This is a genomic window from Paracoccus sp. MKU1 (assembly GCF_001447385.1).
GTDB lineage: Bacteria > Pseudomonadota > Alphaproteobacteria > Rhodobacterales > Rhodobacteraceae > Paracoccus.
Window position 1 is genome coordinate 39801 of the sequence record NZ_LLWQ01000182.1, and the last position, 20835, is coordinate 60635.

25 protein-coding genes are annotated in these 20835 nt (G+C 68.3%); 16 read left to right on the plus strand and 9 right to left on the minus strand.

Annotated features, from left to right (window positions below; genetic code table 11):
• Positions 1 to 82: 82 nt before the first annotated feature.
• Together AQY21_RS14650 and AQY21_RS14655 are read left to right on the plus strand one after the other, a co-directional pair.
• On the plus strand, positions 83 to 325 hold the full coding sequence (locus tag AQY21_RS14650) for a YdcH family protein (protein WP_058098365.1): 243 nt from the start codon (positions 83 to 85) through the stop codon (positions 323 to 325).
• 242 nt (positions 326 to 567) lie between these two features.
• Complete coding sequence (locus AQY21_RS14655) at positions 568 to 1014, plus strand: Hsp20 family protein (protein ID WP_058098366.1); 447 nt, start codon at positions 568 to 570, stop codon at positions 1012 to 1014.
• A 94-nt stretch (positions 1015 to 1108) separates the two neighbouring features.
• On the opposite strand, the gene recR is transcribed toward AQY21_RS14655, so the two are convergent.
• The 4 genes from recR to AQY21_RS14675 are packed head-to-tail and all read right to left on the minus strand — an operon-like array spanning position 1109 to position 4191.
• The gene (gene recR, locus AQY21_RS14660) at positions 1109 to 1711 is read right to left on the minus strand and encodes a recombination mediator RecR (protein ID WP_058098367.1); all 603 of its coding nucleotides are present in this window, start codon (positions 1709 to 1711) and stop codon (positions 1109 to 1111) included.
• A gap of 3 nt (positions 1712 to 1714) precedes the next feature.
• The gene (locus AQY21_RS14665; protein ID WP_058098368.1) at positions 1715 to 2059 is read right to left on the minus strand and encodes a YbaB/EbfC family nucleoid-associated protein; all 345 of its coding nucleotides are present in this window, start codon (positions 2057 to 2059) and stop codon (positions 1715 to 1717) included.
• 3 nt (positions 2060 to 2062) lie between these two features.
• Positions 2063 to 3835 carry a DNA polymerase III subunit gamma/tau gene (locus AQY21_RS14670; RefSeq protein ID WP_058098369.1) on the minus strand — a complete coding sequence of 591 codons (1773 nt, stop codon included), beginning with the start codon at positions 3833 to 3835 and terminating at the stop codon, positions 2063 to 2065.
• A 59-nt stretch (positions 3836 to 3894) separates the two neighbouring features.
• Complete coding sequence (locus AQY21_RS14675; RefSeq protein WP_058098370.1) at positions 3895 to 4191, minus strand: DUF2218 domain-containing protein; 297 nt, start codon at positions 4189 to 4191, stop codon at positions 3895 to 3897.
• 108 nt (positions 4192 to 4299) lie between these two features.
• On the opposite strand from AQY21_RS14675, the gene AQY21_RS14680 reads away from it, so the two are divergent.
• From AQY21_RS14680 to AQY21_RS29050, 5 genes are all read left to right on the plus strand, one after another.
• A complete protein-coding gene (locus tag AQY21_RS14680; RefSeq protein WP_058098371.1) occupies positions 4300 to 5262 on the plus strand; it encodes a serine hydrolase in 963 nt (320 codons plus the stop codon).
• 125 nt (positions 5263 to 5387) lie between these two features.
• Entirely contained in the window at positions 5388 to 7199 is a 1812-nt protein-coding gene (locus tag AQY21_RS14685) for an ABC-F family ATP-binding cassette domain-containing protein (RefSeq protein ID WP_058098372.1), read from the plus strand.
• Between the two features lie 190 nt (positions 7200 to 7389).
• Entirely contained in the window at positions 7390 to 7596 is a 207-nt protein-coding gene (locus AQY21_RS14690) for a cold-shock protein (RefSeq protein WP_058098373.1), read from the plus strand.
• 57 nt (positions 7597 to 7653) lie between these two features.
• Positions 7654 to 7863 (plus strand): hypothetical protein, encoded by a 210-nt coding sequence (locus tag AQY21_RS14695; protein WP_058098374.1) that lies wholly within the window; start codon positions 7654 to 7656, stop codon positions 7861 to 7863.
• Between the two features lie 159 nt (positions 7864 to 8022).
• On the plus strand, positions 8023 to 8172 hold the full coding sequence (locus tag AQY21_RS29050; protein ID WP_161906024.1) for a hypothetical protein: 150 nt from the start codon (positions 8023 to 8025) through the stop codon (positions 8170 to 8172).
• A gap of 573 nt (positions 8173 to 8745) precedes the next feature.
• On the opposite strand, the gene groL is transcribed toward AQY21_RS29050, so the two are convergent.
• Complete coding sequence (gene groL / locus AQY21_RS14700; RefSeq protein ID WP_058098375.1) at positions 8746 to 10383, minus strand: chaperonin GroEL; 1638 nt, start codon at positions 10381 to 10383, stop codon at positions 8746 to 8748.
• Between the two features lie 38 nt (positions 10384 to 10421).
• On the minus strand, positions 10422 to 10709 hold the full coding sequence (gene groES, locus AQY21_RS14705; protein WP_019353022.1) for a co-chaperone GroES: 288 nt from the start codon (positions 10707 to 10709) through the stop codon (positions 10422 to 10424).
• Between the two features lie 197 nt (positions 10710 to 10906).
• Between groES and AQY21_RS14710 the strand changes: the two genes are divergently transcribed.
• The 9 genes from AQY21_RS14710 (at position 10907) to AQY21_RS14750 (ending at position 18605) form a co-directional block, all read left to right on the plus strand.
• On the plus strand, positions 10907 to 12208 hold the full coding sequence (locus AQY21_RS14710) for a glycosyltransferase family 4 protein (RefSeq protein ID WP_058098376.1): 1302 nt from the start codon (positions 10907 to 10909) through the stop codon (positions 12206 to 12208).
• Positions 12209 to 12269: 61 nt separating this feature from the next.
• Positions 12270 to 13313 carry a TraB/GumN family protein gene (locus tag AQY21_RS14715; protein ID WP_058098377.1) on the plus strand — a complete coding sequence of 348 codons (1044 nt, stop codon included), beginning with the start codon at positions 12270 to 12272 and terminating at the stop codon, positions 13311 to 13313.
• Positions 13303 to 13638 (plus strand): nuclear transport factor 2 family protein, encoded by a 336-nt coding sequence (locus tag AQY21_RS14720; RefSeq protein ID WP_058098378.1) that lies wholly within the window; start codon positions 13303 to 13305, stop codon positions 13636 to 13638. The genes AQY21_RS14715 and AQY21_RS14720 overlap by 11 nt, the downstream gene beginning before the upstream one ends.
• A gap of 166 nt (positions 13639 to 13804) precedes the next feature.
• Entirely contained in the window at positions 13805 to 14725 is a 921-nt protein-coding gene (locus AQY21_RS14725; protein ID WP_058098379.1) for a manganese-dependent inorganic pyrophosphatase, read from the plus strand.
• 15 nt (positions 14726 to 14740) lie between these two features.
• On the plus strand, positions 14741 to 15610 hold the full coding sequence (locus AQY21_RS14730; RefSeq protein WP_058098380.1) for a TIGR01459 family HAD-type hydrolase: 870 nt from the start codon (positions 14741 to 14743) through the stop codon (positions 15608 to 15610).
• Positions 15611 to 15717: 107 nt separating this feature from the next.
• Positions 15718 to 16161 (plus strand): MaoC family dehydratase, encoded by a 444-nt coding sequence (locus AQY21_RS14735; RefSeq protein ID WP_058098405.1) that lies wholly within the window; start codon positions 15718 to 15720, stop codon positions 16159 to 16161.
• 34 nt (positions 16162 to 16195) lie between these two features.
• Positions 16196 to 17125: a bifunctional riboflavin kinase/FAD synthetase gene (locus AQY21_RS14740; protein ID WP_058098381.1), complete on the plus strand. Its 930-nt coding sequence runs from the start codon at positions 16196 to 16198 to the stop codon at positions 17123 to 17125.
• Positions 17125 to 17565: a YcgN family cysteine cluster protein gene (locus AQY21_RS14745; RefSeq protein ID WP_058098382.1), complete on the plus strand. Its 441-nt coding sequence runs from the start codon at positions 17125 to 17127 to the stop codon at positions 17563 to 17565. Before AQY21_RS14740 ends, AQY21_RS14745 begins: the two co-directional genes overlap by 1 nt.
• The gene (locus AQY21_RS14750) at positions 17562 to 18605 is read left to right on the plus strand and encodes a low specificity L-threonine aldolase (protein WP_058098383.1); all 1044 of its coding nucleotides are present in this window, start codon (positions 17562 to 17564) and stop codon (positions 18603 to 18605) included. Before AQY21_RS14745 ends, AQY21_RS14750 begins: the two co-directional genes overlap by 4 nt.
• Here the strand turns inward: AQY21_RS14750 and AQY21_RS14755 are convergent.
• From AQY21_RS14755 to AQY21_RS14765, 3 genes are read right to left on the minus strand one after another with little or no spacing between them, the layout of a single operon-like run.
• Positions 18602 to 19069 carry a CinA family protein gene (locus tag AQY21_RS14755; protein ID WP_082658119.1) on the minus strand — a complete coding sequence of 156 codons (468 nt, stop codon included), beginning with the start codon at positions 19067 to 19069 and terminating at the stop codon, positions 18602 to 18604. The two genes, AQY21_RS14750 and AQY21_RS14755, sit on opposite strands and share 4 nt — an antisense overlap.
• Positions 19066 to 19563 carry a phosphatidylglycerophosphatase A gene (locus AQY21_RS14760; RefSeq protein ID WP_058098384.1) on the minus strand — a complete coding sequence of 166 codons (498 nt, stop codon included), beginning with the start codon at positions 19561 to 19563 and terminating at the stop codon, positions 19066 to 19068. The genes AQY21_RS14755 and AQY21_RS14760 overlap by 4 nt, the downstream gene beginning before the upstream one ends.
• Positions 19560 to 20708 carry a bifunctional 2-C-methyl-D-erythritol 4-phosphate cytidylyltransferase/2-C-methyl-D-erythritol 2,4-cyclodiphosphate synthase gene (locus AQY21_RS14765; RefSeq protein WP_058098407.1) on the minus strand — a complete coding sequence of 383 codons (1149 nt, stop codon included), beginning with the start codon at positions 20706 to 20708 and terminating at the stop codon, positions 19560 to 19562. The genes AQY21_RS14760 and AQY21_RS14765 overlap by 4 nt, the downstream gene beginning before the upstream one ends.
• Positions 20709 to 20835 lie beyond the last annotated feature (127 nt).

Sequence of the window (20835 nt, forward strand, 5' to 3'; positions counted from 1 at the left end):
CATCCTTCCGGTCTTGATGTTGCCAGTCTGCGTCGCGACGTCTATCCAGCACTCTGGTTATCTTTGTACCGGAGTAGATGAAATGGCAGCACCCCACGCCATCCACGAGGAATTCCCGAACGACGCCGCGCGCATCCACGAGTTGAAGGTCTCGGACGCGCATTTTGCCCGGCTGCTCGAGGAATATGACGCGGTGAACGATCAGGTCGCGGGGGCCGAAAGCCGCCACACGCCGATGTCGGAGGAGGCCGAGACCGCCTTGCGCAAGAAGCGCGCGGCGCTGAAGGACGAGATCGCCCGCATGCTGGCCGGCGCAAGCGCCTGATGCCAGGCCTGTCCGCGGACCGTCCGGCAGCGGCTGTGGGGCGATGAAGGAAGGGCGCGCGGCAGGTCCGCGCGCCTTTGTCTTGTCGGTCCTGCGGGGCTGCCGGCGCGTGATCGCGGGGCTTGAAAGACCCGAGGCGCATTCCTACCTCAAACGCTGTCGGAGGGCCCTTGTGGCGCCGACGGACTGCCCGCCCGGTTCGGGGGGCAAGCCTTTGTATCGCTTGAAGAAGGATGCGAAACATGCGCAATTTCGACCTTACCCCGCTTTATCGTGCCTCGGTCGGATTCGACCGCATGGCGGATGTCATGGACCGTGCCCTGTCGGCCGATATCGCCAGCTATCCGCCCTATAACATCGAGAAGACCGGCGAGAATGCCTACCGGATCTCGATTGCCGTTGCCGGCTTTTCCGCCGACAATCTGACCGTCGAGGTCAAGGACGGCGCCGTCATCGTCTCGGGCCGCAAGGCCGCCGAGGACGAGGGCCGGACCTATCTGCATCGCGGCATCGCCACCCGCGCTTTCGAGCGCCGCTTTACCCTGGCCGATCATGTCCGCGTCGAGGGCGCCAGCCACGAGGACGGCATGCTGAACATCGACCTGGTGCGCGAGATCCCCGAGGCGCTGAAGCCGCGCCGCATCGAGATCGCGAAACCCGCCAAGGCGGTCGAGAAGCTGGACGCCTGACGGCACGGCCGGACCGGGGCGCTGCCGCGGACCCCGGAGTATTTGGAAAACGGAGAAAGCAGGGCGTGGCCGCAGGGTCGCGCCCTTTGGCTTTTCAGAACTTGCGGCGCGCGCGCAGCGCCGCGGTGATGGTACCGTCGTCGAGATAGTCAAGCTCACCGCCGATCGGCACGCCTTGCGCCAGGCCGGTGACGGCGACGCCAGTGGGGACCAGCGCCTCGGCGATGTAATGCGCCGTGGTCTGGCCTTCGACCGTGGCCGAGAGGGCGAGGATGACTTCGGTGATGTTTTCCTCGGCGATGCGCTGGATCAACTGCGGGATGCGCAGGTCCTCGGGGCCGATCTCGTCCAGCGCCGAGAGGCTGCCGCCGAGCACGTGGTAGCGGCCGTGGAAGGCGCGGCCGCGTTCCAGTGCCCAGAGGTCGGCCACCTCGGTCACCACGCAGATCTCGCCGGTGGCGCGGGCCGGGTCCTCGCAGATCGGGCAGATGTCGGACTGGGTGATGTTGCCGCAGGCCAGGCATTCGCGGGCGTTTTCCGCCACGCTGGCCATCAGCGCCGCCAGCTGCGCCATCTGCCCGGCGCGGCGGCGAATCAGATGCAGCACGATGCGCCGCGCCGAGCGCGGCCCGAGCCCCGGCAGCCGCGCCATGGTGGCGATCAGCGTCTCGATCTCGTCGCCGGAGGCGGGCGGCATCGCTCAGAAAGGCATCTTCATGTCGGCCGGCAGGCCGAGCTCGCGGGTCAGGCGGGCCATTTCCTCGGCCGCCTTGTCCTGCGCCCGGCGCTGCGCGTCCTTGATCGCGGCCAGGATCAGGTCCTCGACCACCTCCTTGTCCTCGGCCTTGAAGATCGAGGGGTCGATGTCGAGCGCCGTCAGCTCGCCCTTGGCCGTCGCGGTGGCCTTGACCAGCCCGGCCCCGGCCTCGCCGGTGACGGTCAGGCGGTTCAACCCTTCCTGCATCTCGGCCATCTTGGTCTGCATCTGCTGGGCGGCTTCCATCATCTTCGACAGATCGCCCATGTCGCCAAGGCCCTTGAACATCGCTTAATCCTCGTCCTCGAAAGGGTCCCATTCCTCGACCTCGGCCACCGGGCCTTCGGTCAGCTCATGCGGGGATGTATCCTCGCCCATCGGCTTTTCAACCGCAACCGGGGTCGAAATGGGCCGGATCCGGGTGATTTTCGCGCCGGGGAAGGCGGCGAAGATCGCCTGCACGGTCGGGTTCTGCATGGCACGGGCGCGGGCCTCGGCCTCGCGCGCCGCGCGCTGTTCGCTGATCGTCGGCCGGCCGGGTTCCGAGGTCACGGTCACCGCCCAGCGGTGGCCGCCGGTCCAGCCGCGCAGCCGTTCCGCCAGCCGCTGCGCAAAGTCGCGCGGCGCCTGTTCGGTTGGCTGGAACTCGATCCGGCCGGGGGAATAGCGTACGAGGCGCAGGTGATCCTCGACATCGAGCAAGAGCTTCATGTCGCGCATGCGCCGGATCAGCTCGATCACCGATTCGAAATCCGGGAAACCGGCCAGCGCATCGGGCGAGACCGCAAGCGCCGCGGCGCTGCCGTCCTGCCTGACGGCGACGGGCGCGCGGGGGGCGGCCGCGCGGGGCGCCTCGCTGCGCGCGGCAGGGGCGGCGGCGGCGCGGCTGAATTCGCCCGCCGCCGCGCTGGCCTGCACCTTGCGGATCAGCGCCTCGGGGTCGGGCAGGTCGGCGACATGGGTCAGGCGGATGATCGCCATCTCGGCGGCCATCATCGCGTTCGGGGCCTGGCCCACCTCCTCGAGCGCCTTGAGCAGCATCTGCCAGAGCCGGGTCAGCGCCCGCATCGGCACCTTTTCCGCGATCTGCTGGCCGCGGGCACGCTCGTCCGGGCCGATGGTCGGGTCCTCCAGCGCCTCGGGGGTGATCTTCACGATCGAGACCCAATGCGTGATCTCGGCCAGGTCACGCAGCACCGCCATCGGGTCGGCGCCGTCGGCATATTGCGCCTGCAACTCGGCCAGCGCCTCGGCCGCGGCGCCGCGCAGGATCATGTCGAACAGGTCCAGAACCCGACCGCGGTCGGCGAGGCCCAGCATGGCGCGGACCTGCGCCGCCGTCGTCTCGCCCGCGCCATGGCTGATGGCCTGATCCAGAAGTGAGGTCGCGTCGCGGGCCGACCCCTCGGCGGCGCGGGTGATCAGTGCTAGCGCGTCCTCGGTGATCTGCGCCCCTTCCCGGTCGGCGATCTTGCGCAGCAGCGCGATCATTACCTCGGGCTCGATACGGCGCAGGTCGAAGCGCTGGCAGCGCGACAGGACCGTCACCGGCACCTTGCGGATCTCGGTGGTGGCGAAGATGAACTTCACATGCGGCGGCGGTTCCTCCAGCGTCTTCAGGAGCGCGTTGAAGGCGCTGGTGGACAGCATGTGGACTTCGTCGATGATATAGATCTTGTAGCGCGCCGAAGCCGCGCGATAGTGAACCGATTCAATGATTTCTCGGATATCATTGACGCCGGTTCGAGATGCGGCGTCCATCTCGAGCACGTCGACATGGCGGCCCTCTGAGATCGCCACGCAATGCTCGCAGACCCCGCAGGGCTCGGTCGTGGGGCCGCCCTGGCCGTCGGGACCGGTGCAGTTCAGGCCCTTGGCGATGATGCGGGCGGTGGTGGTCTTGCCGGTGCCGCGGATGCCGGTCATCACGAAGGCTTGCGCGATGCGATCCGCCGCGAAGGCGTTCTTCAGCGTGCGGACCATCGCGTCCTGGCCGACCAGGTCGGCGAAGGTCTCGGGGCGGTATTTCCGCGCCAGCACTTGATAGGTCTGTTCTTCGCTCATGCACCGGCCTTTCGTGACCGGCGCAGATTAGCGGCCCGGCCAAGGGGCGGCAACCGCCCTCAGGCCGGTTGCCAGTCGAAGGCCAGCTCCTCGCGGAAGGCGAAGCGGGCGATGTGGCTGTCCACGATGTGGCGCATATGCGTGGTGGTTTCCTCGGGCGCCTCCAGCCGGATTTCCAGCGCCTCGGGCGTGGCCGTCAGCGTCACGGTGCGGTCCTCGGGCATGGCGATGCGGCCGTGGCTGGCGTCGAACTCGACCTCGAACTTGTGCGCCCAATGCTTGCAAAGCTGTTGCAGGTAGCGGCTGCCATGCGCGGTCGCCACGCGGCAGGTCGAGAGGATGACGGTCTGGGACATGGGCTTTCCTGTCTTGCGGGTCCGGCTGGCGGCGGCTGGCGGACATGAAAGGGGTCACGAATGGGTGAGCCTGCTCGGCCCGGACCCGGTGTCCCCCATATAACCCGGATGAAGCGACGTTCAATCCTGCTTGCCCTGCCGTTTTTGGCGATGCCGCGCCTGGTGCGCGGCGCGCCCGCCGCGGTGCTGGAGGCGGTGGACCTGCCGCAGCTGCGTGCCATCGCCGTCTGGCGCGACGGCGAGGAGGTGGCGGCGCGCGGCTTCGGCGGCTTCACCCCGGACAGGCCGACCAACATCAAGTCGGCCTCGAAATCCATCATCTCGGCGCTGGCCGGCATCGCCATCGCGCGCGGGCTGTTTTCCGGCACCGACCAGAGGGTGGCCGAACTGCTGCGCGCCGACCTGCCCGCCGATCCCGATCCGCGCCTCGCCCGGCTGACGCTGGGTCATCTTCTGTCGATGCAGGCGGGGCTGGAACGGCAGTCGGGGCCGAATTACGGGGCCTGGGTCAGCAGCCGCAACTGGGTGCGCGCGGCGCTGGCCGCGCCCTTCGTCGCCGATCCCGGGCAGGGGATGCTCTATTCCACCGCCTCGACGCATCTGGTCTCGGCCATGCTGGCGCGGGCCTCCGGGCGCTCGACCCTGGCGCTGGCGCGCGACTGGCTGGAGATTCCCGGCTTTTCCATCACCGCCTGGGACCGCGACCCGCAGGGCGTCCATCTGGGCGGCAACCAGATGGCGATGAGCACCCGCAGCCTGCTCTCCTTCGGCGCCGCCTATGCCGCGGGCGGGCAGGGGGTGATCCCGCCGGGCTGGATCGCGGAAAGCTGGCAGCCGCGCACCCGCTCGATCTTCAACGGCGAGGAATATGGCTATGGCTGGTTCATCAGCCGCATCGCCGGCCGGCCGGTGCGTTACGGCTGGGGCTATGGCGGGCAGATGATCTATGTCTTTCCGGGGACCGTGCCGGCCGCCATCGCCATGACCTCGGATCCCGACCAGCCCTCGGCGCGCTCGGGCTATCGCCGCGACCTGCACGCGCTGGCCGGCCGGCTGGTGGCGGCGCTGTGATTCCTGCACGGCTTCTCTGTTTCAAAATACCCCGGGGGAGGCCCGCAGGGCCGGGGGCAGAGCCCCCTTTCTGCCCACATCCGTCCCCCGTTGACCCGGCGGCTGGCCCGGCATATCTGCCCCTCATGGCACGCGCTCCGCTTCTGCAACTCACCGATATTTCCCTGACCTTCGGCGGCAATCCCGTCTTTGACGGGCTGGACCTGACCGTCCAGCAAGGCGACCGGCTGGCGCTGGTCGGCCGCAACGGCTCGGGCAAGTCGACGCTGATGAAGGTCATGGCCGGGCTGGTCGAGCCCGATGCCGGCCAGGTCATCACCCCCGCCGGCACCCGCGTCGGCTATATGGAGCAGGACCCGGACCTGTCGGCTTTCGCCACCCTGGGCGATTTCGCGCGCGCCGGCCTGGGCGATGCCGAGGGCTACCGCGTCGAGATGGCGGCCGAGGGGCTGAAATTCGACCCCGACCGCCCGGTCGCCACCGCCTCGGGCGGCGAGCGGCGGCGGGCGGCGCTGGCCCGGTTGCTGGCCGAGGCGCCGGAACTCATGCTGCTGGACGAGCCGACCAACCATCTCGACATCGAGGCGATCGGCTGGCTCGAGGAGCAGCTTGCGGCAACCAGGGCGGGTTTCGTGCTGATCTCGCACGACCGGGCCTTCCTGCGGGCGCTGACCCGGGCGACGCTGTGGATCGACCGCGGCGAGGTGCGCCGCCAGGACCGGGGCTTCGAACATTTCGAGGATTGGCGCGAAACCGTCTGGGCGGCCGAGGACGAGGCGCGCCACAAGCTCGACCGCAAGATCAAGGCCGAGGCCCGCTGGGCGGTCGAGGGCATCAGCGCCCGGCGCAAGCGCAACCAGGGCCGGGTCCGCGCCCTGGCGGCGCTGCGCGAGGAGCGCGCCGGCCAGATCCGCCGCCAGGGCACCGCGGCCATGGAACTGGACGCGGGGCCGCAATCCGGCAAGCGGGTGATCGACGCCAAGGGGATTTCCAAGTCCTTCGGCGAGCGGGCGATCCTGAAGCCCTTCGACCTGCGGGTGCTGCGCGGCGACCGGGTGGCCTTCGTCGGCCCGAACGGCGTCGGCAAGACCACGCTGATCAAGATGCTGACCGGCGAGATCGCGCCCGATACCGGCACGGTCAAGCACGGCACCAATCTGGAGATCGCGGTCTTCGACCAGGCGCGCTCGGCCATCGACGAAACGGTGACGCTGTGGGACGCGCTGGCGGGCGATCCGTCCATGCGGGTCTCGGGCCGGTCGGACCAGGTGATGGTGCGCGGCAATCCGCGCCATGTCGTGGCCTATCTCAAGGACTTCCTGTTCGACGAGGCGCAGGCGCGGGCGCCGGTCGGCAGCCTTTCGGGCGGCGAAAAGGCGCGGCTGCTGCTGGCGCGGATCATGGCGAAACCCTCGAACCTGCTGGTGCTGGACGAGCCGACCAACGATCTGGACGTCGAGACGCTGGACCTGCTGCAAGACATCCTGGGCGATTATGACGGCACGGTGCTGCTGGTCAGCCACGACCGCGACTTCATCGACCGCGTCGCCACGACCACCGTGGCGATGGAGGGCGACGGCCGCGCCGTGATCTATCCCGGCGGCTGGTCGGATTATCGCGCGCAGCGCCCGGAAACCGCCGCCGCGCCCGAGGCGCCGAAGCCGGCGGTGGCTGCGGCCAGGCCCGCGCCGAAGCCCGCGGCGGAACGCGCGGGGCTGAGCTTCACCGAGAAGAAGCGGCTGGAGGCGCTGCCGGCGGTCATCGAGCGGCTGGAGGCCGAGATCGGCAAGCTGACCGAGTTCCTCGCCCAGCCCGACCTGTTCCAGACCGCCCCGGCCAAATTCGCCAAGGCGAGCGAAGGGCTGGCCGAGCGCCAGCAGGCCTTGGCCGCCGCCGAGGAGGAATGGCTGGAACTGGCGGAAAAGGACCAGGGCTGAGCGCTTCTCGGCCCGCCGCGTCCGGAAAGATCGGCTCGCCCCTTGTAATCGAAGCCAATGTCGCCCATGTTACGCGGGCTACGTTATTTCTTCGCATCCTGTCTCCTTTCCGGCTTCAGACTGTGTTTCGATCTGACTAAGCCGGGTCGCCGCAATGTCGCGGGCGACAAACCACGAAGGAGATATCACGATGGCCACTGGCACCGTGAAATGGTTCAACGCCACCAAAGGTTTCGGTTTCATCGCCCCCGCGAATGGCGGCAAGGATGTGTTCGTGCACATCTCGGCGCTGGAACGGGCGAACATCAACCACCTCGCTGACGGCCAGGCCGTGAGCTTCGAAATCGAAACCGGCCGCGATGGCCGCCAATCGGCGCGCGACCTGGCGCTGGCCTGATTTCGACAGCAGGTCCGACCGATCCTGGTCGGACCTTCCCCCTTCCCGGAGGGCCGCATGGCACCCAAGGACAGGCTGAAGGAACTTTTCCGCGCGCCCGCACCGCTGACCGCGATGGACCGGACGACGCAGGAGGCCAAGCTGATCGTCAGCGAGCAGACCGAGCGCCGTCAGGAACTAACCGCCACGCTGCGCGCGGCACGGCTGGCCAAGGAAGCGTCCGAAACCGGCAAGGGCAAGTCCCCGGCCAAAGGGCGCAAGAAATAGGCGCATAGACGCCACGGGCCTCGCGCCGGCTTTCGGGCCGCGCGGACCTGCCCATTTTTCAGACAACCCGATCACGGCTCGTTCCGTCGGCATTCCGTCCGGTCATCCGGCCGGACGCCGGACGAGACTGCCCAATAACCAAAAAAGAAAGGCATACGAATGGCCAGAACCCCGAACAGGCGCGCGAACCGCAGAAGGATCACGCAACGACAGCAGGACAAGCGTCGGCTGGCGATCATGTTCATGACCAAGCAGAGCAGCGCCGCGGCGATTGCCGACCGCGATCAGAAGCAGGCGGCCGCCTCCTGAGGGCTGCCGGAGCCTGGACCGGCGTCGTGGATGGGGCGGAAACGCTCTGACCGGCGAGACCGCCTGTCCCGTCCGATTTCTCGCTATGAGCGCAACCGTTTGAAACCGCACCTCGCCGTTGTGGCGGTAGGCGTGGCTCAAGGATAACCATTGTCGGTTTTCTCTCCAGCAGCGCGCCCGGATTTTCTTCGCGGTGCCTATGCTGCCATAAACCTCCGCTCCCAGCTCGCTCGCGGATATCCCATTGGCCTCCCTCTCCTGTCGTCGCGTTAGGGGCAGGAGGCTTCGGGCGGCTGGGACGGATTGCCAGATCGTCTTACCGCTTCGCACAACCCGCTCGTGCGGCGCGGCAGCGCCACCGCTCCGGGCGGGGAGGCGAATCGGGATGTCGCGCAGGTGGTTCCCGCCTTTTTGCTGCCAGGCGCCGATAGCGGCCGTGCCATCGGCAAGTCCGACAAGGCAGCAGCGCTGCGGGCGATCTGTCCCCCTCATCATGCGCGGCTGGGCGGAAAGCCTAATGAAAAGGCCGTCCCAAGCGGGACGGCCCTCGTTTCTCGCCAAAGGCGGGGCTGATTACATCATGCCGCCCATGCCGCCCATGTCGGGCATGCCGCCGGCCGGAGCTTTCGGCTCGGGCTTCTCGGCGATCATGGCTTCGGTGGTGATCAGCAGGCCAGCAACCGAAGCGGCGTCTTCCAGCGCAGTGCGCACGACTTTCGCCGGGTCGATGACGCCGAACTTGAACATGTCGCCATATTCCTCGGTCTGGGCGTTGAAGCCGAAGGCCTTGTCGTTCGACTCGCGCACCTTGCCGGCCACCACGGCGCCGTCGACGCCGGCGTTCTCGGCGATCTGGCGCATCGGGGCTTCCAGCGCGCGACGGATGATCGCGATGCCGGCTTCCTGGTCCGAGTTCGCGCCGGTCAGGCCTTCGAGAGCCTTGGCGCCCTGCACCAGAGCCACGCCGCCGCCGACGACAATGCCTTCCTGAACCGCGGCGCGGGTCGCGTTCAGCGCGTCATCGACGCGGTCCTTGCGCTCCTTGACCTCGATCTCGGTCATGCCGCCGACGCGGATGACGGCGACGCCGCCGGCCAGCTTGGCAACACGCTCTTGCAGCTTCTCGCGGTCGTAGTCCGAGGTGGTTTCCTCGATCTGCTGGCGGATCTGCGACACGCGGGCCTCGATCTCGGCCTTCTCACCGGCGCCGTCGACGATGGTGGTGTTGTCCTTGTTGATCGAGATCTTCTTGGCGCGGCCGAGCATGTCGATGGTGACGTTCTCGAGCTTCATGCCCAGGTCTTCCGAGATCACCTGGCCGCCGGTCAGGATGGCGATGTCCTGGAGCATGGCCTTGCGGCGGTCGCCGAAGCCCGGAGCTTTCACGGCGGCGATCTTCAGCCCGCCGCGCAGCTTGTTGACGACTAGCGTGGCCAGGGCCTCGCCTTCGACGTCCTCGGCCACGATCAGCAACGGCTTCTGCGACTGGATCACCGATTCCAGCAGCGGGACCATCGGTTGCAGCGACGACAGTTTCTTCTCGTGCAGCAGGATGTAGGCGTCTTCCAGTTCCGCGATCATCTTGTCGGCATTGGTCACGAAATAGGGCGAGAGGTAGCCGCGGTCGAACTGCATGCCTTCGACGACTTCGACCTCGGTCTCCATGCCCTTGTTTTCTTCGACGGTGATGACACCCTCGTTGCCGACGCGCTGCATGGCTTCGGCGATCTGCTGGCCGATGAAAGTCTCGCCATTGGCCGAGATGGTGCCGACCTGGGCAACTTCCGAGCTGTCATTGACCGGGCGGGCGGCGGATTTGATCGCTTCCACGACCTTGGCGGTCGCGAGGTCGATGCCGCGCTTCAGATCCATCGGGTTCATGCCGGCGGCGACCGCCTTCATGCCCTCTTTCACGATCGCCTGGGCCAGGACCGTCGCGGTGGTGGTGCCGTCGCCGGCCTCGTCATTGGTGCGCGAAGCGACTTCGCGGACCATCTGGGCGCCCATGTTCTCGAACTTGTCGGCCAGCTCGATTTCCTTGGCGACCGAGACGCCGTCCTTGGTGATGCGCGGCGCGCCGAAGGATTTGTCGATCACCACGTTGCGGCCTTTCGGGCCCAGCGTCACCTTGACGGCATCGGCAAGGATGTTGACGCCCTTCAGCATCCGGTCGCGGGCGTCGCTGTTGAACTTGACTTCTTTCGCAGCCATTTTCTCTGCTCCTTGAATGGGTTATGGGGAAGTAACGATCAGGCGATAATGCCCAGGATGTCGCTTTCCTTCATGATCAGCAGTTCTTCGCCGTCCACCGTGACCTCGGTGCCCGACCACTTGCCGAAAAGCACGCGGTCGCCGGCCTTGACCGCGGGCGCGATCAGCTCGCCCGAATCCTTGCGCGCACCTTCGCCAACGGCGATGATCTCGCCTTCGGCGGGTTTTTCCTTGGCGCTGTCGGGGATGATCAGGCCGCCCTTGGTCTTTTCGTCCGACTGGACGCGACGGACCAGAACGCGGTCATGCAGCGGTTTGAAAGCCATTGTAGAACACTCCGGTGTTTCAGGTTGCAGTGTTGCAGCTGTTGGCACTCGGTTCGGGTGAGTGCCAATGACGCCCATCTAGGCGCGTGCGTGCGACCTGTCAACGGTCTGCATTCGGGAAATTGGCCATGAAATCTGCTTGACGGGCTTTCTGCGCCGCGGCTAGGCCGAAAGGAGCGTAGCAGGGGCGGGAACTGATGGTGGAACGGCGTCTGAAGGCCCTGGTCATCGCCGAGGCGGCGAACCCGGAATGGGTTTCGGTGCCGCTGGTCGGCTGGTCGCTCGCCCAGGCGCTGCGCGAGGTGGCCGATGTGCATATCGTCACCCAGATCCGCAATCGCGAGGCCATCCTGCGCGCCGGGCTGGTCGAGGGGCGCGACTTTACCGCCATAGACAGCGAAAGGCTGGCCGCGCCGATGTGGCGGCTGGCCGAGCGGCTCAGCATGGGCAAGGGCGTCGGCTGGACCATGAAGACGGCGGTTTCGACCCTGGGCTACGGCTATTTCGAGCGGCTGGTCTGGCGTGCCTTCGGCCCGGCGATCCGCGCCGGCGAATACGATGTCGTGCATCGGGTGACGCCGCTGACGCCCACGGCGAACAGCCGGATCGCGCCGCTTTGCGCTCGCGCCGGGGTGCCCTTCGTCTTGGGCCCGCTGAATGGCGGCGTGCCCTGGCCCAGGGGTTTCGACAGCGAGCGGCGGCGGGAACGGGAATGGCTGTCCTATGTCCGCGGCGCCTACAAGGCGCTGCCGGGCCGCGGCGCGATGCTGCGCCACGCCTCGGCCATCATCTGCGGCTCGCTGCATACGCTGGGCGAGATCCCGGCGCGCTACCGGGCCAAGACCATCTGGCTGCCCGAGAATGCCATCGAGCCGTCCCGCTTCAGCCTGACCGCGCCGCAGCCGGGCACATTGCCGCTGCGCGGCTGCTTTATCGGCCGGCTGGTGCCCTACAAGGGCGCCGACATGGCGATCGAGGCGGCGCTGCCGCTGCTGCGCGCCGGGCAGATGGTGCTGGACATCGTCGGCGACGGCCCGCAGGCCGAGGCGCTGCGCGACCAGGTCGCGCGCGAAGGCGTGGCCCGGGCGGTGCGCTTCCACGGCTGGCTGCCGCATGAGCAGGTGCAGGGCATTGCCGGGCAGGCCCAACTGCTGGTCTTTCCCTCGGTGCGGGAGTTCGGTGGCGGCGTGGTGCTGGAGGCGATGGCGCTCGGCGTGGTGCCGGTGGTTGCTGATTACGCCGGGCCGGGGGAGTTGGTCGATGAGGCGACCGGCTTCCGCATTCCGATGGGCCGCCGCGCCGCGCTGGTGGCGGGGCTGCGTGCCCGGCTGGAGGCCATCGCCGCCGATCCGGCGGTGTTGCCCGCCATGGCGGCGGCGGCGCAGGCCCGCGCCATGCGCGATTTCACCTGGGCCGCCAAGGCCGCGCAGGTCGAGCGCATCTGGCGCGCGGCGATCGCCGGGGCGCCTTTGCCGCAGGAATTGCCGCTGCCGCGCTAGGCTGGCGCGTTGCCCGCACCCGTGCCATGCTGCACGCCACGCTGATGCAGGAACCGCCCCCATGCGCCTTACGCCGATCCTGACCGCCCTTTTTGCCGCCGTGACCCTGGCCTTGCCGGCCGCGGCACAGGATTGCGTGGGGCAGAACCTGTTCGAGCGCATGCCGCCCGAGCGGCTGACCGAACTGCACGCGGCGGCCGAGGGCGTGCCCTATCGCCATGGCCTGTTCTGGCAGGCCGAGAAGGGCGAGCAGCGGGTCACTCTGCTGGGCACCTATCATTTCGCGGATCCGCGCCACGATCTGACCATGGAGCATTTCGGCCCCGAGATCGACGAGGCCGCCCTGCTGATGGTCGAGGCCGGCCCCGAGGAGGAGGCGAAGCTGGCCGAAGCCATGGCCTCGGACCCGTCGCTGCTGGTCGATCCCGAGGGACCGACCCTGCCCGAGCGCTTCAGCGACGTCGAGTGGAGGTCGCTTTCGGCCGCGCTCGAGGCACGCGGCCTGCCGGCGGTGATCGCCAGCCGGCTGCGGCCCTGGTATGTGGCGGTCATGCTGGGGGTCTCGCCCTGCATGATGCGGGTGATCGAGGAAAAGGGCGATCCCGGCGGGCTCGATCACCTGCTGGTGGAACGCGCCGAAGCCGCAGAGGTGCCGGTCCGCGCGCTGGAGCCCTGGGATACCGTGTTCACCCTGTTTGCGGGCATGACCTCCAAGGAGGAGGAGGACATGATCCGCGCCGCCATGCCCGCCGCCGAATATGCCGACGATTACGCGGTGACGCTGGCGGACGCCTATTTCTCGGGCGACAGCTGGCTGATCTGGGAGTTCGGCCGCTTCGACGCCTATGACAATTCCGGCCTGACCCGGGCCGAGGTCGATGAGCAGATGCGGCTGGCGCAGGAAAAGCTGATGGACCGGCGGAACGAAAGCTGGATCGAACCCATTGAGCAGGCGGCGGCCGAGGCGGCCGGGCAGGGCAAGGGCGTGGTGATCGGCTTTGGCGCGCTGCACCTGCCGGGCGAGCATGGCGTGCTGCGGCTGCTGGAAAACAGGGGCTGGAGCATCAGCCCGATCACGGTGGAGGGGATAGGCGATGGCGGATGAGCTTTGGCGCGAGGAACGCGAATTCTGGCTGGCCGGCGTGGCTGAGGCGGCGCGCAAGCTTGACGGTTCCTGCCTGATGGCCTTTGCGCCGACCGGCATCCTGAACCGTGCCGCGGTGATCGCCGCGCTGCAATCCGCCCCGCGCTGGCAAGAGGTGACCCTGGCCGAGCGCGCCAGCATCGAGACCGACGAGGTCTGCGTGCTGGCCTATCGCGCCACCGCGCGGCGCGCCGGGGCCGAGACCTACCGCGCGCTCTGCACCACCACCTGGATCCGCCGCGCCGGCGACTGGCGCATCCTCCAGCACCAGCAGACCCCCGTCTGACCGCGCCTGCCGGCGGACGGCGCCGTGACCGGTTGCGGGCTGCCTTGCCGCCGGCGGCGGGATGGCGCGAGCCGGGAAAGCGGCGCCAGCGGCGGCTTAATAGACATTGCCGGCCCGCGCCCCTATAACCCCGGCGAATTTTCCGCCCAAGCTTCAGGGGATCCCCATGATCAAGGTTTTCGGCCACAAGGCCCCCGACACCGATTCGACCGGCTCGCCCATCATTTGGGCCTGGTATCTGTCCGAAGTTCGCAAGACCCCCGCCAAGGCGGTGCTTCAGGGCGAGCCGAACACCGAGGCGGCCTGGATGCTGGCGAAATGGGGTCTCGAAAAGCCCGAGATCATCGCGGATGTCGCGGCTGGCGAGCAATGCGTGGTGGTGGATACCAACAATCCCACCGAGCTGCCCGATTCGCTGGCCGAGGCCGATGTGATCGAGATCATCGACCACCACCTGCTCGCCGGCGGCATCCGCACGCGGCTGCCGATCAACATCACCATCCGCCCGCTGGCCTGCACCGCGACGATCATGCACGATCTGATCGGGGACGAGGATCTGGCCCGCGCCCCCCGCGCCATCAAGGGCGCCATGCTGACCTGCATCCTGTCGGACACGCTGGAATTCCGCAGCCCGACCACCACGCCGCATGACCGTTTCGTGGCCGAGAAGCTGGCAAAGGAGCTGGGCGTCTCGATCCCCGAATACGCGGCCGAGATGTTCGCGGCCAAGTCGGACGTGTCGGCCTTTACCGAGGAAGCCCTGCTGCGCATGGACAGCAAGGAATACGAACTCGGCGGCAAGCAGCTGCGCGTCTCGGTGCTGGAGACCACCGCGCCGCAGGTCCTGCTGGACCGCAAGGACGCGCTGATCGCCGCCATGCCGGCCGTGGCCGCCGCCGACGGCGCCGACGAGGTGCTGCTGTTCATCGTCGATATCCTGAACGAGGAAGCCACCCTGCTGGTGCCGAACGATTTCGTGAAGCATGTCGCCGAGAAAAGCTTCAACGCCACGGTTTCGGGCGACAGCGTGGTGCTGCCCGGCATCATGTCGCGCAAGAAGCAGATCATCCCGGCACTGGCCGTCTGACCCGAGGGCCGTTTCATGACGCAGATCATCCGCTCGCTCGACGAGATCGCGCTGAATTACGACGTTCTGTTCTGTGATCTCTGGGGCTGCCTGCACAACGGCGTCGCGGCCTTTCCGGCCGCCGTCGCCGCCTTGCAGGGCTTTCGCGCCCAGGGCGGGCGGGTGGTGCTGCTGACCAACGCGCCGCGGCCGCAGCAATACGTAGCCGCGCAGCTGGACCGCATGGGCGTGCCGCGCGACGCCTGGGACGCCATCGTCAGCTCGGGCGATGCGGCGCAGGACGCGATGTTCGCGGGCGCCGTCGGCCGCCGGGTCTGGGCCATCGCCCAGCCCAAGGACGAGGGCTTCTTCACCGACATCCCCGAGGAATGGCGCGATGCGCCGCCGATCACCCGCGTGCCTTTGGACGAGGCCGAGGGCATCGTCTGCTGTGGCCTTTTCGACGACCTGACCGAGGTGCCCGAGGATTACCGCGCCCGGCTGATGCTGGCGCGCGAGCGCGGGCTGAAACTGCTTTGCGCCAATCCCGACGTGGTGGTCGACCTGGGCGAGCAGCGACTTTACTGCGCCGGCGCGCTGGCCGAGCTTTACGAGGATCTGGGCGGCACCTCGCTCTATTTCGGCAAGCCGCATCCGCCGATCTACGACCTTGCGCGCCGTCGGCTGGGACTTGACGACAAGGCCCGCATCCTGGCGATCGGCGACGGCATTGCCACCGACATAGCCGGCGCCGCGGGCGAGGGGCTGGATGCGCTGTTCATCACCGGCGGCCTCGCCTTCGACCAGTTCGGTCCGGATGTGGAGAATCCCGATCCGGCGCGGCTTGCCGAATGGCTGGCGCTTCGGTCGCAGGATCCGGCCTATAGCATCGGCCGGCTGCGCTGATTGGCCGGTAACAATCCGTCCTTTTGGATGGGTTCAGCGTTATTTTGTTGCGCGCCCGAGTCTTTGCTGCTATGCGGCATGGAGCCACTCATCGGGAGCATTGAATGATGCTGGACAACCTTCCGCGCGGTACGATCGTCATCGAGGATCTCGAGGTCGGGATGATGCGCTACCTCCAGAAGGTAGTCACCGACGAGGATATCGAGATGTTCGCCAAGGTCTCGACCGACCGCAATCCGGTGCATCTGGACGAGGCCTATGCGCAGGACACCATCTTCGAGGGCCGCATCGCCCATGGCATGCTGACCGCCGGGCTGATCTCGGCGGTGATCGGCGAGCAGCTGCCGGGCCATGGCACGGTCTATCTCGGCCAGACGCTGAAATTCATGGCCCCGGTGCGGCCCGGCGATCTGGTGCGCGCCGAGGTGACCGTCGAGGCGATCGACCACGCAAAGCGCCGCGTGACCCTTGCAACCCGCTGCCTCGTCGGCGATACGGTCGTCCTGAAAGGCGAGGCCGTCGTCCTGGCGCCAAGCCGCAAATTCGACTGAGACAGGGCCGGCCGCCGGCCCAGCGGGGGCCCGATTGCGCATCCATCACGACTGGAAAGCTCTGCCGCTCGATGCCCGCGGGGCCACCGTCGCCATGGGCAATTTCGACGGCGTCCATCTGGGCCACCGCTCGGTGATCGACGCGGCGCGCGCCGCCTGCGACGCGCCCCTGGGCGTCATCACCTTCGAGCCGCATCCGCGCGAATTCTTCGCGCCCGATGCGCCGGCCTTCCGGCTGATGAACGTGGAATCGCGGGCCAACCGGCTGGCGCGGCTGGGGGTGGACCATCTCTACCAGCTGCCCTTCGACGCCGTGCTGGCGGGGCTCACCCCCGAGGCTTTCGCCCGCGAGGTTCTGGTCGAGGGGCTGGGCGTGCGCCATGTCACCGTCGGCTTGGATTTCTGCTTCGGCCGCAAGCGTTCGGGCAATGCGCAGACGCTGGCGCAACTGGGGCGCGAGATGGGCTTCGGCGTCACCGTCGCGCCGCTGATCGGCGATGGCGCGGTGCAATACAGTTCGACCGCGATCCGCGATGCGCTGTCCGAGGGCCGCACCCGCGATGCCGAGCGGATGCTGGGCCATTGGCACCGCATCGACGGCGAGGTGCTGCACGGCGACAAGCGCGGCCGCGATCTGGGCTATCCGACCGCCAACATGGCGGTGGACGGGTTGCATCTGCCGGCGCTTGGCATCTATGCGGTGCTGGTCGATGTGCTGACCGGACCCGAACGCGGCAGCTACAAGGGCGTGGCCAGCCTGGGCGTGCGGCCGATGTTCGGCGAAAACCGCCCCAATCTGGAAGTGCATGTCTTCGATTTCGCCGCCGATCTCTATGGTCAGCACCTTTCGGTGGCGCTGGTCGAATATCTGCGCCCCGAGGCGAAGTTCGACAGCCTCGAGGCGCTGGTCGCGCAGATGGATCGCGACAGTGCCCGGGCGCGCGAGATCCTGGCGACCCGCTGATGCGCAAGCGGTTCTGGGAATTGCCGCTGGCGCGCCTCGACAAGGAGGAGTGGGAGGCGCTTTGCGACGGCTGCGGCAAATGCTGCCTGAACAAGATCGAATATGAGGATACCGGCGAGCTGGCCTTTACCCGGGTCGCCTGCCGGCTGCTGGACGGCGAGACCTGCCAATGTTCCAGCTATGCCAACCGCCATGAATTCGTTCCCGATTGCGTGGTGCTGACGCCCAAAAAGCTCAAGGAGATCGCCTGGTGGCTGCCCTCGACCTGTGCCTACAGGTTGCGCGCCGAGGGCAAGCCGCTCTACGACTGGCACTATCTGATCTCGGGGGATCGCGGATCGGTGCATCGCGCTGGCGCCTCGGTGCGCGGCTGGACCGTCAGCGAGCTTTCCGTGACCGAGGACGATTGGGACGAGCATATCATCGAGGATCTTTCATGAATTTCGTCTCGGACAATGCGGGCGGCGTGCATCCCCGCATCATGGCGGCGCTGGCGGGTGCGAACGAAGGCCATGTGCCCGCCTATGGCGGGGACAGCGTGACCCGCGCGGCGCAGGACCGGCTGCGCGAGCTGTTCGACTCGCCCGAGGCGGCGGTGCATTTCGTGGCGTCGGGCACGGCGGCGAATGCCCTGTCGCTGTCGTTGCTGGCGCCGGGCTGGGGCAAGGTCTTCTGCCATGCCGACGCGCATGTGCAGACCAGCGAGACTGGCGCGCCCGAGTTCATGACCGGCGGCGCCAAGCTGATCCCGGTCCCCGGTGCCGGCGGCAAGATCACCCCCGAGGCCTTGGCCGAGGCGCTGGCGGCCAATGGCCGCGATTCGGTCCATGCCGGGCGCAATGCCGCGCTGACGCTGACCAACGCGACCGAATGGGGCACGGTCTACAGCCCCGAGGAGGTCGAGGCCCTTGCCGCCATCGCCCGCCATGCCGGGCTGGGGTTGCATATGGACGGCGCGCGCTTTGCCAATGCGCTGGCGAGCCTGGACGTGGCGCCCGCCGACCTGACCTGGCGGGCAGGGGTGGACATCCTGTCGCTGGGCGGCACCAAGAACGGCTGCATGGGCGTCGAGACGGTGCTGATCTTCGATCCCGCGCGTTCCGAGGAGTTCCAGTTCCGCCGCAAGCGGGCCGGGGCGCTGGTGTCCAAGCACCGCTATCTGGCGGCGCAGGTGCTGGCCTGGCTGGAGGGCGACCTGTGGCTGCAACTGGCACGTCACGCCAATGCCATGGCGCATGAACTGGCGCTGGGTCTGGCGCGGCTGCCCGGCGTGCGCATCGACCAGCGCGTCGAATCGAATGCCGTCTTCGCCACCATCCCGGCCGAGTTGCATCGCCGCGCCTGCGCCAGCGGTATCTGTTACCATCTGTGGCCGCATACGCAGCAGCCGGCCGAGGACGAGCCGGTCGGCATCCGGCTGGTCTGCGGCTGGGACACCCGGCTCGAGGACGTGACCGGCGCCTTGCAGGCGCTGGCCTAGGCGAGCGCCGCCTTCAGCAGCGCCAGCGCGTGCTCGACCGTGGCGGCGCGCACGGCGGCGCGGCCGCGCGGGCCGAACTCGACCGTCTCGGTCCTGACGCCGCCGGCATCGGCGATGCCGAAGCAGACCCGACCCTCGGGCTTTCTCTCGGACCCGCCTGGCCCGGCGATGCCGGTCACGGCGACGGCCACACCCGCCTGCGAGCGGGCAAGCGCGCCGGACGCCATCTCGGCGGCGATTTCCTCGCTGACGGCGCCATGCGCCTCCAGCGTCTCGGGGCGGATGCCCAGCATCTCGATCTTGGCGGCGTTGGAATAGGTGACGAAGCCCCGGTCCACCGCATCCGACGAGCCCGCCACATCGGTCAGCCGCCCGGCGATCAGCCCGCCGGTGCAACTTTCCGCCGTGGCGATCATCACCCGGCGACGGCGGGCGAGATCGAGGATCTCGGCGGGATCAGTCACAGCATCGGCTCCAGCACCGCATGATAAAGCCCGGCCAGGATGACCGAGGCGATGCCGGCGAACAACCCGGCCCAGAGATCGTCCGCCATCACGCCCAGGGTGCCGCCGCGCCGGTCGGCCCGGCCCACCAGCCAGGGCTTCCAGATGTCGAACAGCCGAAACAGCAGGAAGGGCGCGACGAAGCCAGGCCAGGCATCGAGGATCGAGACGCCGTGCCGCGCCAGCGGGATCACGGTGAAGCTCATGGCCAGCCATTGCCCGGCCACCTCGTCGATGACGATTTCGGACGGATCGCCGTCGGCGCTTTGCGCCAGCACGCCCGGCACTGCCCAGAAGCCCAGCAGCGTCGCCAGCACGAAGCCGGCGGGCACCAGCATCGGGTGCAGCCATTCATAGGCCGCGACCCCCAGCGCCACGGCGGCGGCCGAGCCCCAGGTGCCGGGCGCCGGCCGCAAATGGCCGATGCCGAAGAAGGTGGCGATCAGCTTGTTCATGACGACCCCTTGACCAATGTGGCGGTGGCGATGGCGGCGATGCCTTCCTCGCGCCCGGTAAAGCCCAGCCGTTCGGATGTGGTGGCCTTGACGCTGACCCGGTCGGGCTCGACGCCGATGATCTCGGACAGGCGCAGCGCCATGGCGCCGGCATGCGGGCCGATCTTGGGCCGCTCGCAGATCAGCGTCACGTCGGCATTGGAGATCTCATAGCCCATCTGCCGGGCCAGCATCGCGGCATGGCGCAGGAAGATATGGCTTTCCGCGCCCTTCCATTGCGGGTCCGAGGGCGGGAAGTGCCGGCCGATATCGCCCTGCGCCAGCGCGCCGTAGATCGCGTCGGTCAGGGCATGCATGCCGACATCGGCGTCGGAATGGCCCAAGAGCGCCTTGTCATGCGGGATCTTCACCCCGCACAGCCAGACATGGTCGCCCGCGGTGAAGGCGTGCACGTCGAAACCGTTGCCAAGCCGGATGTCCATCGCGTCCCCCAGAATACGCTCGGCCCGGGCGAAGTCCTCGGGCCAGGTCAGTTTCAGATTGTCCTCGTCGCCCGGCGTCGCGGTGACCGGCAGGCCGGCGCGGATCGCCAGCTCCACGTCGTCGGCCGCGCCCTCGGGATGGGCGCGATGCGCGGCCAGGATGGCGTCCAGCGCGAAACCCTGCGGGGTCTGGGCGCGAAACAGCCCCTCGCGGCTGGCCGTGCCGGTAACGCGCCCGTCCTCGGCCCGCCACAGCGCGTCGGTGACGGGCAGGGCAGGGGCGGCGGCGGGGCTGCCCGCCTCCAGCGCCGCGACCACGCCGTCGATCACGCGGGGCGGGACCAGCGGCCGGGCGCCGTCATGGATCAGCACATGGGTCACGCCGCTGCCCTCCAGGCTTTCCAGCGCCGCGCGCACGCTGTCCGAGCGCGTGGCGCCGCCCGCGACCAGCACCACCGGGCCGGAAAGCTCGGCCACGCCGCGCGCCATGTCCTCGGGCGCCAGCGTCACCACGATGCGCGGGAAGCCGGCAAAGGCGGCGATGCTGCGCTCCAGCGCGGTTTGCCCGGCAAGGGCGCGCCATTGCTTGGGCGGGCCGTCTCCGGCGCGGGTGCCGCGACCGGCGGCGGTGATGATGGCGGCATATGTGGCGGGTATCGTCATGGCCGCCAGATTTAGGTCAGCCGCCGGCCCGAGGCAATCGCCGCCGGACAGGCGTTTCGTCGCGGCCAAAAGACGCAGCCGGCAGTAGCCCATGGCGCGGCTTCTGCGTATAAGGGCGCCGAGCCTG